At 66.9% G+C, this 16,202-nt stretch carries 11 protein-coding genes and 8 tRNA genes; 14 read left to right on the forward strand and 5 right to left on the reverse strand.

The features are described from left to right. Nucleotide 1: 1 nt before the first annotated feature. Nucleotides 2-1,426 carry a cytochrome-c oxidase, cbb3-type subunit I gene (gene ccoN, locus DFP85_RS11350; protein WP_133636398.1) on the reverse strand — a complete coding sequence of 475 codons (1,425 nt, stop codon included), beginning with the start codon at nt 1,424-1,426 and terminating at the stop codon, nt 2-4. A gap of 187 nt (nt 1,427-1,613) precedes the next feature. Between ccoN and DFP85_RS11355 the strand changes: the two genes are divergently transcribed. The 10 genes from DFP85_RS11355 to DFP85_RS11400 all read left to right on the forward strand — a co-directional run bounded on the left by DFP85_RS11355 (nt 1,614) and on the right by DFP85_RS11400 (nt 10,212). Then, nucleotides 1,614-2,312: an alpha/beta family hydrolase gene (locus tag DFP85_RS11355; RefSeq protein ID WP_243737281.1), complete on the forward strand. Its 699-nt coding sequence runs from the start codon at nt 1,614-1,616 to the stop codon at nt 2,310-2,312. Nucleotides 2,313-2,448: 136 nt separating this feature from the next. Further along, nucleotides 2,449-2,524, forward strand: a tRNA-Val gene (locus DFP85_RS11360). Nucleotides 2,525-2,566: 42 nt separating this feature from the next. Continuing rightward, a tRNA-Asp gene (locus DFP85_RS11365) sits at nt 2,567-2,643 on the forward strand. Nucleotides 2,644-2,671: 28 nt separating this feature from the next. After that, nucleotides 2,672-2,748, forward strand: a tRNA-Asp gene (locus DFP85_RS11370). Nucleotides 2,749-2,787: 39 nt separating this feature from the next. Beyond that, nucleotides 2,788-2,864 (forward strand) — tRNA-Val (locus tag DFP85_RS11375). A 3-nt stretch (nt 2,865-2,867) separates the two neighbouring features. After that, a tRNA-Asp gene (locus DFP85_RS11380) sits at nt 2,868-2,944 on the forward strand. 175 nt (nt 2,945-3,119) lie between these two features. Continuing rightward, nucleotides 3,120-5,132: an NADPH-dependent 2,4-dienoyl-CoA reductase gene (locus DFP85_RS11385; protein WP_166644637.1), complete on the forward strand. Its 2,013-nt coding sequence runs from the start codon at nt 3,120-3,122 to the stop codon at nt 5,130-5,132. A 274-nt stretch (nt 5,133-5,406) separates the two neighbouring features. Beyond that, the gene (locus DFP85_RS11390; RefSeq protein ID WP_133636400.1) at nt 5,407-7,329 is read left to right on the forward strand and encodes a PrkA family serine protein kinase; all 1,923 of its coding nucleotides are present in this window, start codon (nt 5,407-5,409) and stop codon (nt 7,327-7,329) included. Nucleotides 7,330-7,344: 15 nt separating this feature from the next. Continuing rightward, complete coding sequence (locus tag DFP85_RS11395) at nt 7,345-8,631, forward strand: YeaH/YhbH family protein (RefSeq protein WP_133636401.1); 1,287 nt, start codon at nt 7,345-7,347, stop codon at nt 8,629-8,631. A gap of 30 nt (nt 8,632-8,661) precedes the next feature. Next, nucleotides 8,662-10,212 (forward strand): SpoVR family protein, encoded by a 1,551-nt coding sequence (locus DFP85_RS11400; protein ID WP_133636402.1) that lies wholly within the window; start codon nt 8,662-8,664, stop codon nt 10,210-10,212. A 70-nt stretch (nt 10,213-10,282) separates the two neighbouring features. Here DFP85_RS11400 and DFP85_RS11405 read toward each other — a convergent pair whose 3' ends face one another. Then, nucleotides 10,283-10,597 (reverse strand): high-potential iron-sulfur protein, encoded by a 315-nt coding sequence (locus DFP85_RS11405; RefSeq protein WP_133636403.1) that lies wholly within the window; start codon nt 10,595-10,597, stop codon nt 10,283-10,285. Between the two features lie 344 nt (nt 10,598-10,941). On the opposite strand from DFP85_RS11405, the gene DFP85_RS11410 reads away from it, so the two are divergent. Further along, nucleotides 10,942-11,217 carry an Lrp/AsnC family transcriptional regulator gene (locus DFP85_RS11410; protein ID WP_023004511.1) on the forward strand — a complete coding sequence of 92 codons (276 nt, stop codon included), beginning with the start codon at nt 10,942-10,944 and terminating at the stop codon, nt 11,215-11,217. Nucleotides 11,218-11,270: 53 nt separating this feature from the next. Then, entirely contained in the window at nt 11,271-12,137 is an 867-nt protein-coding gene (locus tag DFP85_RS11415; RefSeq protein WP_133636404.1) for a DNA/RNA non-specific endonuclease, read from the forward strand. 87 nt (nt 12,138-12,224) lie between these two features. On the opposite strand, the gene DFP85_RS11420 is transcribed toward DFP85_RS11415, so the two are convergent. From DFP85_RS11420 to DFP85_RS11430, 3 genes are all read right to left on the reverse strand, one after another. Beyond that, nucleotides 12,225-12,311 (reverse strand) — tRNA-Leu (locus DFP85_RS11420). Nucleotides 12,312-12,352: 41 nt separating this feature from the next. After that, nucleotides 12,353-12,439, reverse strand: a tRNA-Leu gene (locus DFP85_RS11425). 71 nt (nt 12,440-12,510) lie between these two features. Then, nucleotides 12,511-12,597 (reverse strand) — tRNA-Leu (locus DFP85_RS11430). 237 nt (nt 12,598-12,834) lie between these two features. Between DFP85_RS11430 and rnr the strand changes: the two genes are divergently transcribed. Further along, the gene (gene rnr / locus DFP85_RS11435; protein WP_133636405.1) at nt 12,835-15,213 is read left to right on the forward strand and encodes a ribonuclease R; all 2,379 of its coding nucleotides are present in this window, start codon (nt 12,835-12,837) and stop codon (nt 15,211-15,213) included. Next, on the forward strand, nt 15,213-16,064 hold the full coding sequence (gene rlmB, locus DFP85_RS11440; protein WP_133636406.1) for a 23S rRNA (guanosine(2251)-2'-O)-methyltransferase RlmB: 852 nt from the start codon (nt 15,213-15,215) through the stop codon (nt 16,062-16,064). The genes rnr and rlmB overlap by 1 nt, the downstream gene beginning before the upstream one ends. The last annotated feature ends 138 nt before the right edge of the window (nt 16,065-16,202 follow it).

Consider the following 16,202-nt stretch of genomic DNA (forward strand, 5'->3'; position numbering starts at 1 on the left):
CTCAGGCAGTCTGCGGAATCGGCTGACGGGCGCCTTCGCCGCGCCGGACAGTCATGAAGACGTTGAAGGCCATGATCAGCATGCCGGTGACCCAGCACAGGCCGCCGATCAGGCGCACGATGTAGCCCGGGCCGCTGGCCTCCACGGATTCGACGAAGGTGTACATCAGGGTGCCGTCGGGGTTGATGGCGCGCCACATCAGGCCCTGCAGGATGCCGTTGACCCACATGGCGGCGATGTAGAGCACGGTGCCGATGGTCGCCAGCCAGAAGTGCACGGCGATCAGGTTGACCGAGTGCATCTCGGTGCGGCCGAACAGGCGCGGGATCAGGTGGTACATGGAGCCGATGGTGATCATCGCCACCCAGCCCAGGGCGCCGGCATGCACGTGGCCGATGGTCCAGTCGGTGTAGTGGGAGAGGGCGTTGACGGTCTTCACCGCCATCATCGGCCCCTCGAAGGTGGACATGCCGTAGAAGGAGAGGGCCACCACCAGGAAGCGCAGGGTCGGGTCGGTGCGCAGCTTATGCCAGGCGCCAGAGAGGGTCATCATGCCGTTGATCATGCCGCCCCAGGAGGGGGCCAGCAGGATGATCGACATGATCATGCCCAGCGACTGGGCCCAGTTGGGCAGGGCGGTGTAGTGCAGGTGGTGCGGGCCGGCCCACATGTAGACCATGATCAGCGCCCAGAAGTGGACGATGGACAGCCGGTAGGAGTAGACCGGACGCTCGGCCTGCTTGGGCACGAAGTAGTACATCATCCCCAGGAAGCCGGCGGTCAGGAAGAAGCCCACCGCGTTGTGGCCGTACCACCACTGCACCATGGCGTCGATGGCGCCGGCGTAGATGGAGGTCGAGTACATGGGGGTGACCGGGATGGCGGCGTTGTTGACGATGTGCAGCACCGCCACGGTCAGGATGAAGGCGGCGAAGAACCAGTTGGCCACGTAGATGTGGGAGGTCTTGCGCAGCTTGATGGTGCCCAGGAAGACGATGGCATAGCTGATCCAGACCACGGCGATCAGGATGTTGATCGGCCACTCCAGCTCGGCATACTCCTTGGTGGTGGTGTAGCCCAGTGGCAGCGAGACCACTGCGGAGACGATCACCGCCTGCCAGCCCCAGAAGGTGAAGGCCGCCAGCTTGTCGCCGAACAGCCGCGTCTGGCAGGTCCGCTGCACCACGTAGTAGGAGGTGGCGAACAGTGCCGAGCCGCCGAAGGCGAAGATCACGGCGTTTGTGTGAAGGGGGCGCAGGCGGCCGAAGCTCGTCCACGGCAGTCCCAGGTTCAGTTCCGGCCATACCAGCTGTGCGGCAAGGATGACACCGAGGGTCATGCCCACGATGCCCCACACCACCGTCATGATCGCGAACTGCCGAACTACCTTGTAGTTGTAGGTCGGGTGTTCAAATGCTGTGCTCATGTCAGGATCCCATCGAACGCGGTTTGGGGGTTTCCCGCGGCATTCTGCCTCGGGGCGACCTCCGCAGGATGATGCAGGTCTATAACCACCGCCGATTCTAGCGCAGGCGTGCGACAAGCTGAACACGCCAATGTGTTGATTCATGAACGCGAAGGGGCTGAAATTGTCAGACCATTCTTGTCGGGATTTGCCGCCTATCGATCGCCAGTCCCTCCACCGGTTGCTGCGGGATGGCGAGCCCGGTGGCGGGAACATCGAGGGCCTCGGCCCCCTGGAAGTGCGTGGCGAGTGTCGGGTGGGCCGGCTGATGATGGCTCACGGCGCCGGTGCGGGGCAGGATTCAACCTTTCTGCAACGGTTGCGCGAGGCGCTGGCCGTAGTGGGGGTGCAGACACTGGCTTTCGAGTTCGCCTACCTGCAGCAGATGCGCCGCGAAGGCCGGCGTCGGCCGCCACCCAGGGTCGACCGACTGGTCGATGAACTGGTCCGCTGGTGCGACAGCGTGTCGCACCGCGACCTTCCGCCACCCTGGCTGGGGGGCAAGTCGATGGGCGGGCGTGTCGCCAGCCTGCTCGCGGCCCGCGACGGTGCTCCCGGCCTGGTGCTGTGCGGCTACCCCTTCCATCCGCCCGGCAAGCCCGAGCGCCTGCGGCTCTCCCACTGGCCGCTGCTGGGCTGTCCGACCCTGGTGGTGCAGGGCAGTCGCGACCCCTTCGGGACGCGTGACGAGGTGGCGGGCTATTCGCTCCCCGACACGGCGCGGCTTCACTGGCTCGAGGATGGCGACCATGACTGGAAGCCGCAGCGCGCCTCGGGCAGGACCCAGGCGCAACTGATCGACGAGGGGGCGGCGGCGATCGCCGCCTTCATGACCGCCTACGCCTGAAACTCCCGCACTGCGGGCGATGCGGGCAAGTCGATGAAAGGGCGATGGTTCTTCGTTCATGAGGCGCGCGTCGGGGCGATGCGAAAAGCGTTGACATTGGTCGGGGCCCCTGTAGAATGCAGCGCCACGTGACCGGGGGTGGTTAGCTCAGCTGGGAGAGCACCAGCCTTACAAGCTGGGGGTCACAGGTTCGAACCCTGTACCACCCACCATCGCCTCGGCGATGCCCGATCATGTCGCAGGAAGATTGCAGCGGACCGGTAGTTCAGTTGGTTAGAATGCCGGCCTGTCACGCCGGAGGTCGCGGGTTCGAGTCCCGTCCGGTCCGCCATCGTCTTCCCCGTCGCAGGTCATCTTGCGGACCGGTAGTTCAGTTGGTTAGAATGCCGGCCTGTCACGCCGGAGGTCGCGGGTTCGAGTCCCGTCCGGTCCGCCACGATGGCATGACGGCAGCAGCAAGCTTGCAGTAACGCGTGGGTGATTAGCTCAGTTGGTTAGAGCACCAGCCTCACATGCTGGGGGTCACTGGTTCGAGTCCGGTATCACCCACCACGCGGACCGGTAGTTCAGTTGGTTAGAATGCCGGCCTGTCACGCCGGAGGTCGCGGGTTCGAGTCCCGTCCGGTCCGCCATCTGCAGTCGAATTCTTCAGCCCCGAGGCCTTCCAGGCCTCGGGGCTGTCTCGTTGGCGCCAGGCTTTCCCTCCCGCTCCCCGCTATCATGGGGCGATGATCCTTTGCGTCATCCGGCTCGAATATCATACAGTTGTTTGAATTCGATCGCCGTTCCGACCGTGAGGACCCTGCCGTGAGTGCTTATCCCCAGCTGTTCCGCCCCCTGAGGGTCGGCCACCTGACGCTGCCCAACCGGGTGCTGATGGGCTCCATGCACACCAACCTCGAGGAGGCGTCCGGCGGCTTCACGCGGCTGGCGGCCTTCTATGCCGAGCGGGCCCGGGAGGGGGTCGGGCTGATCGTCACCGGCGGCATCGCCCCCCTTCCGGAGGGCGCCGTCTTCGAGGGGGCAGCGACCCTCGAGCGCGCCGAGCAGGTGGCGGACCACCGTGGGGTGGTCGAGGCCGTGCACGAGGCCGGTGGGCGCATCTGCCTGCAGATCCTGCACGCCGGGCGCTATGCCTACACGCCGGAGCTGGTGGCACCCTCGGCACTCCAGGCCCCCATCAACCCCTTCGTGCCCCGGGAGCTCTCCGGCGACGAGGTCGAGGCGCGCATCGAGGCCTACGTGCGCTGCGCCACCCTGGCCCGGGAGGCCGGCTACGACGGGGTCGAGGTGATGGGGTCGGAGGGTTACCTGATCAACCAGTTCATCTGTCCGCGCACCAACCATCGCGACGATGCCTGGGGCGGCAGCCTCGAGAACCGCCTCCGCTTCCCGGTGGAGATCGTGAAGCGCATCCGTGAGGCGGTGGGGAGCGACTTTCTGCTGATCTTCCGGCTGTCGATGATCGACCTGGTGGAGGAGGGCAGCACCTTCGAGGAGGTCGTCGCCCTGGGGCGCGCCCTCGAGGCCGCCGGGGCCGACATGATCAACACCGGCATCGGCTGGCACGAGGCGCGCGTCCCGACCATCGTCACCAGCGTGCCTCGGGCCGCCTTCACCGAGGTGACGCGGCGCATGAAGGCCGAGCTCAGGGTGCCGCTGATCACCACCAACCGCATCAACATGCCGGAGGTGGCGGAGCGGGTGCTTGCCGAGGGGCATGCCGACATGGTCTCCATGGCGCGCCCCTTCCTGGCCGACCCGGCCTGGGTGAGCAAGGCCGCCGCGGGGCGCAGCGAGGAGATCAATACCTGCATCGCCTGCAACCAGGCCTGCCTGGACCAGGTCTTCCTGGGGAAGGTGACCTCCTGCCTGGTCAATCCGCGTGCCTGCCACGAGACGGAGCTGGTGGTCGCCCCGGCCGCTGCGCCGCAGGCGATCGCCGTGGTGGGCGGCGGCCCCGCCGGGCTTGCCACCGCGGTTACCGCCGCCGAGCGCGGCCATGCCGTGACACTGTTCGAGCGAGCAGCGGAGCTGGGCGGCCAGTTCAACCATGCGCGGCGGATTCCCGGCAAGGAGGAGTTCGACGAGACCCTGCGCTATTACCGGGTGAGGCTCGACAGGCTGGGCGTCACGGTGCGCCTGGGGACCGAGGCGGATGTCCAGACGCTGCGCGACTTCGATGCGGTGGTGCTGGCCACCGGCGTGCGGCCGCGCCGGCTCGCGCTGCCGGGCATCGACCACCCGAAGGTCATCGGTTACCCGACGGCGATCACCCATCCCGAACGGGTCGGCCGGCGCGTGGCGATCATCGGCGCCGGGGGGATCGGCTTCGACGTGGCGGAACTGCTGACCCACGCCGGCGACACCGCGCCATCGGTCGCGGCCTGGTGCGACGAGTGGGGGGTGGACCTGGGCGTGGCGCATCGCGGTGGCCTCAAGCCGGCCGAGCGTCCCGCGACGCCTCGCCAGGTCGTCCTGCTGCAGCGCAAGACCAGCAGGCCGGGCAAGGGGCTCGGCAAGACCACCGGCTGGGTGCACCGGGCCTCGCTCCGGCATCGCGGGGTCGAGACGCTGGTCGGCTGCGAGTATCTCGGCATCGACGACGAGGGACTGCATCTCCGCCTCGATGGCGAGCCGCGCTGTCTCGAGGTCGATACCGTGGTGGTCTGCGCCGGCCAGGAGCCGGTGCGTGAGCTGCTTGCGCCGCTCCAGGCGGCCGGCGTGGCCGTGCATGTCATCGGCGGTGCCGATGAGGCGGCGGAGCTCGATGCCCGCCGGGCCATCGAGCAGGGAACCCGGCTGGCCGCTCGGCTCTGACCCCGTCGCGGCCACGTTGTCGGCCGCCTGCTCCCGCCCGCCATCCGCTGTCCGTCGGCCGCCGCCGGCGGGCAGCGTCGTTTCAGCGTTTAATCTTTCGCGATTCCTCATGAACCCAGTGGTGCTCGCCGGGCTCTCAGTGGTGAGGGCTCGGCTGCGTTGATTGGTGAGGCAAACCGTTATCCGCTGATGCTGTCTACGCTGATGAGACCCACCCCCGGCCTGTCGCCACCCTGTCTGAGTGGCCGGGGAACCGGGCATACAGGAGGCATCGATGAGCATCTTCGATCATGTGCAGAACCGCTTCGCTCGCGTCCAGCAGGAAGAGATGAGCCTGCAGGAGTACCTGGAACTCTGCCGCCGGGAGCCCGTGGCCTATGCCACGGCGGCCGAGCGGATGCTGGAGGCCATCGGCGAGCCAGAGGTGATCGATACCGCGAAGGATCCGCGGCTGTCCCGCATCTTCTCCAACAAGGTGATCCGTCGCTATCCGGCCTTCGCCGAGTTCTACGGCATGGAAGAGGCCATCGAGCAGATCGTCGCCTACTTCCGTCATGCCGCCCAGGGCCTCGAGGAGCGCAAGCAGATCCTCTACCTGCTCGGCCCGGTGGGTGGCGGCAAGTCATCCCTGGCCGAGCGGCTCAAGCTGCTGATGGAGAAGGTTCCCTTCTATGCCATCAAGGACTCGCCCGTCTACGAGTCGCCGCTGGGCCTGTTCTCCCCGGAGGAGGATGGCGAACTGCTGGAGAAGGAGTACGGCATCCCCCAGCGCTACCTCAAGAGCGTGATGTCGCCCTGGGCCGCCAAGCGCCTCAAGGAGTATGGTGGTGATATCTCCCAGTTCCGGGTGGTGCGCCTCTACCCCTCGCGGCTCAACCAGGTCGCCATCTCCAAGACCGAGCCCGGCGACGAGAACAACCAGGACATCTCCTCGCTGGTGGGCAAGGTGGATATTCGCCAGCTCGAGCTCTACTCCCAGGACGACCCGGACGCCTACAGCTTCTCCGGCGGGCTGTGCCGGGCCAACCAGGGGCTGATGGAGTTCGTCGAGATGTTCAAGGCGCCGATCAAGGTGCTGCATCCGTTGCTGACGGCGACCCAGGAGGGCAACTACAACCCCACCGAGGGCATGGGCGCGATCCCCTTCGACGGCGTGGTGCTGGCCCACTCCAACGAGAGCGAGTGGCAGACCTTCCGCAACAACCGCAACAACGAGGCCTTCCTCGACCGGGTCTACATCGTCAAGGTGCCCTACTGCCTGCGGGTCACCGAGGAGATCAACATCTACAGGAAGCTGCTCGAGCACTCCTCGCTGGCCGAGGCGCCCTGCGCGCCGGATACCCTGCGCATGCTCGCCCAGTTCTCGGTGCTCTCGCGGCTCAAGGAGCCGGAGAACTCGAGCATCTACTCCAAGATGCGGGTCTATGATGGTGAGAACCTCAAGGATACCGACCCCAAGGCCAAGTCGATCCAGGAGTACCGCGATGCGGCCGGGGTCGACGAGGGGATGGAGGGGCTGTCGACGCGCTTCGCCTTCAAGATCCTCTCCAAGGTGTTCAACTTCGATAACCACGAGGTGGCGGCCAACCCGGTCCACCTGCTCTACGTGCTCGAGCAGCGCCTGGAACAGGAACAGCTCCCGCGGGAGACCTTCGAGCGCTACCTGCGCTTCATCAAGGAGTTCCTGGCCCCGCGCTACGTCGACTTCATCGGCAAGGAGATCCAGACGGCCTACCTCGAGTCCTATTCCGAGTACGGTCAGAACATCTTCGACCGCTACGTCACCTACGCCGACTTCTGGATCCAGGACCAGGAGTATCGCGACCCCGAGACCGGCGAGTTCCTCGACCGCCAGGCCCTCAACGAGGAGCTGGAGAAGATCGAGAAGCCGGCCGGCATTTCCAACCCCAAGGACTTCCGCCACGAGGTGGTCAACTTCGTGCTGCGGGCGCGTGCCCAGAACAACGGCATGAACCCCAGCTGGCAGTCCTACGAGAAGCTGCGGGGGGTGATCGAGCACAAGATGTTCGCCAACACCGAGGAGCTGCTGCCGGTGATCTCCTTCAACGCCAAGGCCTCGACGGCAGACCAGAAGAAGCACGAGGACTTCGTGGCACGCATGGTCGACCGCGGCTACACCGAGAAGCAGGTGCGCCTGCTCTCCGAGTGGTACCTGCGGGTCCGCAAGTCGCAGTAGGCCGAGGAGGTCGTCATGACCTATTTCATCGATCGTCGAGCCAATGCCAAGCACAAGAGCGCGGTCAATCGCCAGCGCTTCCTCAACCGCTACCGCACCCATATCAAGCGGTCGGTCGAGGAGGCGGTGAACCGGCGCTCGATCACCGACATGGAGCGCGGCGAGAAGGTCTCGATTCCTTCCCGGGACATCTCCGAGCCGGTCTTCCAGCACGGCCCGGGGGGCAAGCGCGCCATCGTTGCGCCGGGCAACAAGGAGTTCGTCGAGGGGGATCGGCTGCGCCGCCCCGGCGGCGGAGGCGGGGGCGACGGTGCCGGGGAGGGGGGCGCCTCCAATCAGGGCGAGGGCATGGACGAGTTCGCCTTCACCCTGAGTCGCGAGGAGTTCCTCGACTTCGTCTTCGACGGCCTGGAACTGCCCCACCTGGAGCGCAAGAACCTGGTGGACCTCGACGAGGTGCGCCCGGTGCGTGCCGGGGTGTCGAAGGAGGGGGTGCCGGCACGCATCAATATCGTGCGCTCCATGCGTGAGGCCCAGGCCCGGCGGATCGCCATGCGGGCGCCGATCCGCCGGGCCCTGCGCGAGGCCATGGAGGCGCTGGCCGATGAGGAGCGCAAGGACCCGGTGCTGCGCAACCCGGCGCGCATCACCGAGCTCAAGGCGGAGATCGAGCGTCTGGAGAAGCGCCTGGAGGCGGTGCCCTTCATCGATACCTACGACCTGCGCTACAACAACCTGGTCGACCAGCCGCAGCCCTCGAGCAAGGCGGTGATGTTCTGCGTGATGGATGTCTCGGGCTCCATGACTCAGGCCCACAAGGACATCGCCAAGCGCTTCTTCCTGCTCCTCTACCTCTTCCTCGAGCGCAACTACGAGAAGGTCGAGCTGGTCTTCGTGCGCCACCATACCGCGGCCAAGGAGGTCGACGAGGAGGAGTTCTTCTACTCCCGAGAGACCGGCGGCACCATCGTCTCCAGCGCCCTGACGCTGGTCGACGAGATCATCGAGGCCCGCTACCCGCCCGGGCAGTGGAACCTCTACGTGGCGCAGGCCTCGGACGGCGACAACTGGGACGACGACTCCATCACCTGTCGCGACCTGCTCGTCGAGCGCCTGATGCCAAGGCTGCAGTACTTCACCTACGTGGAGATCACCCCGCATGCCCACCAGGCGCTGTGGGAGGAGTACGAGCGGGTGGAGGCCGAGTATGCCGAGCGCTTCGCCATGCGCCAGATCGTCGAGGCCGGGGACATCTATCCGGTCTTCCGCGAGCTGTTCAAGCGCCGCATTGCCGGCACTTGACGACCAGATCAGGCGGCCCGAGGAGGCAGTATGACCCGACGCAAGCCCATCGCCACCGGTTCCGACTGGAACTTCGAGATCCTCGACGCCTTCGAGGAGGAGATTGCGCGCCTGGCGGACGAGTATCGCCTGGATACCTATCCCAACCAGATCGAGGTCATCACCACCGAGCAGATGATGGATGCCTATGCCAGCGTGGGCATGCCGGTGGGCTATCACCACTGGTCCTTCGGCAAGCAGTTCCTGGCCGTCGAGCAGGCCTATCGACGCGGCCAGATGGGGCTCGCCTATGAGCTGGTGATCAACTCCGACCCCTGTATCGCCTACCTGATGGAGGAGAACACCCTGATGATGCAGGTGCTGGTCATGGCTCACGCCTGCTATGGCCACAACTCCTTCTTCAAGGGCAACTACCTGTTCCGTACCTGGACGGATGCCTCCTCCATCGTCGACTACCTGGTGTTCGCCCGGAAGTACATCAGCGAGTGCGAGGAGCGCCACGGCGTGGCCGCGGTGGAGCAGCTGCTGGATGCCTGCCACGCCCTGCAGAACTACGGCGTCGACCGCTACAAGCGCCCCTCGCCGGTCTCGGCCGCCGAAGAGGCGCGGCGTCAGAAGGAGCGCGAGGCGCACCTCCAGGCCCAGGTCAACACCCTGTGGCGCACCATCCCGGGGCGCCCGCGCGGGGATGCCCTGCCCGGCATGGCCGACGAGGAAGACCCGCTGGGCCTTCACGAGGGCGGCCGCTATCCCCCGGAGCCCCAGGAGAACCTGCTCTACTTCATCGAGAAGAACGCTCCGCTGCTGGCCCCCTGGCAGCGCGAGGTGGTGCGCATCGTGCGCAAGCTGGCCCAGTACTTCTACCCCCAGCGCCAGACTCAGGTGATGAACGAGGGCTGGGCGACCTTCTGGCACTACACCCTGATGAACCGGCTCTATGAGGAGGGCATGGTGGATGAAGGGCTGATGCTGGAGTTCCTGCAGTCGCATACCGCGGTGGTCAACCAGCCGGCCTTCGACAGCCCCTACTTCAGCGGCATCAACCCCTATGCGCTGGGCTTCGCCATCTTCACCGACCTGCGGCGCATCTGCGAGGCGCCGACGGAGGAGGACCGGCAGTGGTTTCCCGACACCGCCGGCGGCGACTGGCGGGAGACCCTGGAGTTCGCCATGAAGAACTTCAAGGACGAATCCTTCATCCAGCAGTTCCTGTCGCCCAAGGTGATCCGCGACCTCAAGCTGTTCATGGTGGTCGACGACGACCAGGAGGAGATGCTGGAGGTGGCGGCGATCCACGATGAGCGCGGCTATCGGCGCATCCGCGAGTCCCTCGCCACCCAGTACGCCCTGGCCGTGCGCGAACCCAATATCCAGGTCTACTCCGCGGATATCCGCGGTGACCGGTCGCTGACCCTGCGCCACGTCCAGGACAGTCGGCGTCCGCTGGCGCGCAGCGTCTACCCGGTCATCCGCCACCTCCACCAGCTGTGGGGCTTCCCGGTTCGGCTGGAGTCGGTGCAGGACGAGGAGGTGGTGCGCCGCTACCACTGGCCCCTGCCCGAGGAGGACCGCCGTGACTGAGGCGTTCTAACGACGAGACCCGCGCCATGGCGCGGGTCTCGGATTCCCTCTTGCTTCCTGTGAGGGCGGGTCAGGCCTGGGCTGTCCAGGACTGGCACCAGCCGCCCGGCTCGACGCTGTTCTGCGGGAACAGCTGGCAGCCTTGGCTGTCGGCCTGATAGAACATGCAGTTGTCGCACTGCTCGCCTTCCTCGTAGGCCGGGTGGTCGCTGGCGTCGCTGGCGTTCTCGACGTAGTTCAGGGCCTGGGCCTGTTCGGCGCTCGGGTCGAGACGCGGCAGGTCCTGGGCGAAGGCGCTCTTCGACAGGATGCCGGCGCCGAGGGGCAGGGCGGCAAGGCCCAGCAGGCTGTTGCGCATGAAGTCACGACGGCTATGGTCGGCCATGGTCTCTCCTTGTCATCACGGTGGGTCTGGGGGTCACGGTGGGCATTCGGGTGCCCGTTTCTTCTTGGCGGGTGGTCGCGCCACCTCTTGATCCGACAGGCGCGTCCCTGCGGAGTTCGTCCAACCAATGGTAGTAAACTGGTGGGGGGATCGCGAACCGGCCGGGGCCAGTGCGGCAATCCGCCGCACAGGCCCCGGCCATGGGGGCGAGCCCCGGGATTCGCGGGCGGCTCCTCGGTTCAGCGACCTCGATGGCGCTGCTATACTCGCGCCAGCTGCGGCGGCCGCCCGGTCGGGTGCAGAACGAGACGTGCGCGCAAGCGCCCAGAACAGGGAGAAGTCCGATGCAGAACGCGGTGATTCTGATCAATGCCGAGAAGGGGCAGGTGAAGGCCGTGGCCGAGCGGCTGGCCGATGTCGAGGGCATCAGCGAAGTCTATTCCACCTGTGGCCGCTATGACCTGGTGGCCATCGCGCGCACCCGTGACTTCGAGAGCCTGGCCGAGCTGGTGACCGGTCGCCTCAATGCCGTCGAGGGCATTCGCGACACCGAGACGCTCAATGCCATGCAGGTCCACTCCCGTCACGACCTGGAGACCATGTTCTCGCTGGGCTGGTGAGGCAGGGCACGGGCCGCGTGCCCGCCGCATGATCGGACAGGGAAGGGCCAGGCATGGCAGCAAGACGAAGGCGCGTCGCCAACCGCTGGCGCCGCCAGGTGCGTCGCTTCGCTATCACGGCGCTGTTCGTGGCCGTGGCCACCGGGCTCTGGCACTTCCAGGAGCGCGAGCTGCGTGACGGGCTCAGCTGGCAGGGCGTCACCACCTGGCAGGAGCTCACGCCGCTGAGCTTCCATCGCGTGCTGCGCAACGACGGCTTCCTGGTGGGGTGGTCCGACGTGCGGGTCAATCCGCTGTGGGTCAGCTATGTGCTGCACCAGGTCGAGGATCCCGGCGCCGGGCCGCGCCCCGACTTCCAGCGCGACTGGCGGGCCCTGTGGCCGGTCGCGCCGGACAGCTACTTCGGCAGCGGCTATGACCGGGGGCATCTCGCCCCCAACTACGCCATCGCTGCGGTCCACGGCAGGGCGGCGCAGCGCGATACCTTCCTGATGAGCAACATGTCGCCCCAGCGGCCCGAGCTCAACCGGCGCCTCTGGCAACGCCTGGAAGAGGTGGTGATGGATCGCTTCGTGCCACGCTTCGGTACCCTCCAGGTGATCACCGGCCCGGTCTTCCCGGCGTCGTTCCGGGACAACGTGCTCAATCGGGTCGGCCTGGTGGAGGTGCCCGAGGCCTTCTACAAGATCCTGGTGGTGCCGGGCGAGGAGCCGCGTGCCCTGGCCTTCCTGATGCCGCAGGGGGTGGCGGGCGACGAGCCGCTGGACGACTTCCTGGTCAGCATCGATCAGCTGGAGGCGCGCACCGGCCTGGACTTCTTCCCGCAGCTGCCCGAGGCGGCCGCTGCGGCAATCGAGGCCGAGGTGGAGACCGCGGGCTGGGGGCTCGAGGCCGTGTCCAGGCTGCCCGGCCGCTTCTGAACGGCGCGCACAAAAAAACCGCGAACTTGGCGTCGCGGTTTCCTGTGGGGCTGCAATGTGGACTCGTCTGCATGACGCGATAAGTAGTGGTGCCCAGGAGAGGACTTGAACCTCCACATCCGTAAGGATACTAGCACCTGAAGCTAGCGCGTCTACCAATTCCGCCACCTGGGCGCATCATGCTGTCGTCGTGTTCGCGGCCATCGCTTGAGCGATGGTGCCCAGGAGAGGACTTGAACCTCCACGTCCATAAGGACACTAGCACCTGAAGCTAGCGCGTCTACCAATTCCGCCACCTGGGCGAACACGAGCGATCCGAGCTGACAAAGAGCGTGGGAGCTTACTCCCTGATATCCGGCCTGATGGATACCGATGGTGCCCAGAAGAGGACTTGAACCTCCACGTCCGTAAGGACACTAGCACCTGAAGCTAGCGCGTCTACCAATTCCGCCATCTGGGCAGGCGAGGCGTATGGTACCGGATTCCTTCGGCGATGCAAGGGTAACGGGTCCCGCCGTGCAGGATTTTTTTGTCGCCGGTCACGCGTCGCTGGCACCGCCATGGTTGGGTGATGGGGGCACCGGCGCTATACTGCGCCCATGACAATCGACCCGAAATCCCAGATGCCACGCGCCGGACGTCGTCCCCGCGCCCTTTCGATCACGCTGCTCCCGATGCCGCCAAGGATGCCCACCGCATGACCCACTGGACGCTCAGCGACGATCCGCACGCCAAGCGCGAAGCCCACAAGTACGACAAGCCCGCTCCCAGCCGTGAATACCTGCTCGCCCGCCTGGAGGAGGCCGGCAAGCCGCTCACCCACGAGGCAATGAGCCAGCAGCTGGGCCTCGAGGACGAGGAACTCCAGGAGGCGGTGCGCCGGCGCCTGGCGGCGATGGAGCGCGATGGCCAGGTGCTGCGCAACCGCCGCGGGGCCTATGCGCTGATCGACAAGCTCGACCTGATCAAGGGCAAGGTCCTGGGACACCGTGACGGCTTCGGTTTCCTGCTTCGCGACGACGGCAAGAAGCCCGACCTGGTGCTGCCGCCACGGCAGATGCGCCGGGTCTTCCACGGCGACCACGTGCTGGTACGGGTGAGCGGGCGCGACCGTCGCGGCCGCGACGAGGCCACCATCGTCGAGATGCTGGCGCGTAACACCCAGACCATCGTCGGCGTCTACCGCGCCAATACGCCGGAGTTCGGGGTGCTGATCCCCGAGAACTCGCGTATCACCCAGGAGATCATCATTCCCCACAGCGCCTGTGGCGGGGCCCAGGACGGCCAGGTGATCTCGGCGAGGATCACTCAGCAGCCCGAGACCCGGGTGCAGCCGGTGGGCGAGGTGGTCGAGGTGCTCGGCGAGCGCATGGATCCCGGGATGGAGATCGACATCGCCATCCGCAGCTATGAGATCCCCGCCGAGTTCCCGCCGGATGTCCACGACCAGATCGCCGGCATGTCCGCCGAGGTGGCCGAGCAGGACAAGCAGCATCGCATCGACCTGCGCGACGTGCCGCTGGTGACCATCGATGACGAGAGCGCCAAGGACTTCGACGACGCCGTCTGTGCCTGGAAGACCAAGTCGGGCAGCTGGAAGCTGCTGGTGGCGATCGCCGACGTCTCCCACTACGTGCGTCCTGGCAGTGCCCTGGACCAGGAGGCGATCACCCGCGGCAACTCGGTCTACTTCCCGGGCCAGGTGGTGCCGATGCTGCCTGAGCTGCTCTCCAACGGGCTCTGTTCGCTGAACCCGGCCGTCGACCGCCTGGCGCTGGTCTGCGAGATGAACATCTCCCAGAGCGGGGCGATCAGCCGTTACCGCTTCTACGAGGCGGTGTTCCAGTCCCATGCGCGCCTCACCTACAACAAGGTGGCCGCCATCCTCGACGACCAGGGAGAGGAGGGCGACGCCCTGCGCGAGGAGTACCACGAGCTGGTGCCGTCGCTGAAGAACCTGCACTCCCTTTACACGCTGCTGCGCGAGGCCCGCGTGGAGCGGGGCGCCATCGACTTCGAGACCACCGAGACGGCCATCATCTTCAACGAGGAGCGCAAGATCGAGAAGATCGTGCCGCGCTCACGCAACGATGCCCACAAGATCATCGAGGAGTGCATGCTGGCCGCCAACGTGGCCACCGCGCGCTTCCTCGACAAGCATGATCTGCCGGCCCTCTATCGCATCCACGAGAAGCCCTCGCCGGAACGTCTCGACAAGCTGCGCCTGTTCCTCAACGAACTGGGCCTGTCGCTCGGCGGCGGCGACGACCCGAGCCCCCAGGACTACCGGGACCTGGCTGAGGCGATCAAGGGGCGTGACGATGCCGACGTCATCCAGACGGTGATGCTGCGTTCCATGAGCCGGGCGGTCTACTCGCCGCAGAACGATGGCCACTTCGGCCTGGCCTATCCGGCCTATGCGCACTTCACCTCGCCGATCCGTCGCTACCCGGACCTGCTGGTCCACCGCGCCATCCGCTCGGTGATCCGTGGCCCCCGCCAGACCAATACCGTGCTGCGTGCCGAGGGGGCGGGCGTGGAGCCGCCCAGCAAGTGGGCCCCGTACACCTTCGAGCAGATGCTCGAGCTCGGCGAGCACTGCTCGATGACCGAGCGGCGCGCCGACGACGCCACCCGCGACGTGGAGGACTGGCTCAAGTGCGAGTTCATGTCCGACAAGCTCGGCGAGGTCTATGACGGCAGCATCGCCTCGGTGACCCAGTTCGGCATCTTCGTGCGCCTCGACGAGGTGTTCGTGGAGGGGCTGGTGCATGTCACCTCGCTGCCTTCCGACTACTACCACTACGAGCCCGAGAAGCACCGCCTCAAGGGCGAACGCAGCGGCATGAGCTACCGCCTGGGCGACGGCGTCACCGTGCAGGTGGCCCGCGTCGACCTCGACGAGCGCAAGATCGACTTCGAACTGGCCGACGACAAGCCCCGCCCCAAGCGGACGCCGCGCAAGCGCCGCGGGGGCGACAAGCCGGCCGAGTCGGGTGGCGGCAAGCCCGGTGACAAGTCGGGCAAGAGCGGGCGGCGCCGGCGTGGCCCGCGGCGCTCGAGGGCCCGCGGCTGATGGCGGCAGGTCGCAAGCCCCGACACGGCGGCGGGCCGGGACAGGAGAGCAGGGCCCGTCGACACCCGGGAAGGGAAGCGCCTCGCGCGCCGGCCCCGCCCGGGGGGCTCGAGGCGGTGTTCGGCGTGCATGCGGTGCGGGCGCTGCTCGACCGCGGCGAGGTGCCCCGCGAGGTCTGGGTCCAGGAGGGGAGCGCCGGTGCGCGCCTGGCCGAGCTGGTCGAGCAAGCCCGCCGGGGGGGCGCACGTCTCCACTCCCGCCCCCGGGACGAGCTCGACCGCCTCGCCCAGGGCGCCGCCCACCAGGGCATCATCGCCTTCGCCACGCCGCTCGCCTTCGAGGGCGAGACCTCGCTGTGGCTGAGGCTCGAGGGCTGGCCCCATGAGGCGCCCCCGCTGCTGCTCGTGCTCGACGGCATCACCGACGTGCACAACTTCGGCGCCTGCCTGCGCAGCGCCGATGCCGCCGGGGTGCACGGGGTGATCGTGCCCAAGGACAGGGCGGCGCCGCTCAATGCCATGGTGCGCAAGGTGGCCTGCGGGGCTGCCGAGAGCATGCCCGTCTACCAGGTCACCAACCTGGCCCGTGCCATGGCCAGGCTCAAGGAGCTCGGCGTCTGGATCACCGGCACCGCCGGCGAGGCCGAGGCGAGCCTCTTCGAGGCCGACTTCACCGGCCCCACGGCGCTGGTGATGGGGGCCGAGGGCAAGGGGATGCGGCGCCTCACCCGCGAGGCCTGCGATACCCTGGTCAAGCTGCCCATGGCCGGCAGCGTCGCAAGCCTCAACGTCTCGGTGGCCACCGGCATCTGCCTGTTCGAGGCGGTGCGCCAGCGCCAGGCGAGGGACTGAGACACGCCCGCCTTGCCAGTCGGGCCCTGGATCATTAGAATACCTGCGCCCGCTCGTCCTGCGAGCGGGTCTTCCTGTCTTCTGACAACCCGTCTTTTGACAATCACTCCTTGCTTCCCCTGAGCGATACGAGGTCGC

The organism is Halomonas ventosae (assembly GCF_004363555.1).
Classification (GTDB): domain Bacteria; phylum Pseudomonadota; class Gammaproteobacteria; order Pseudomonadales; family Halomonadaceae; genus Halomonas; species Halomonas ventosae.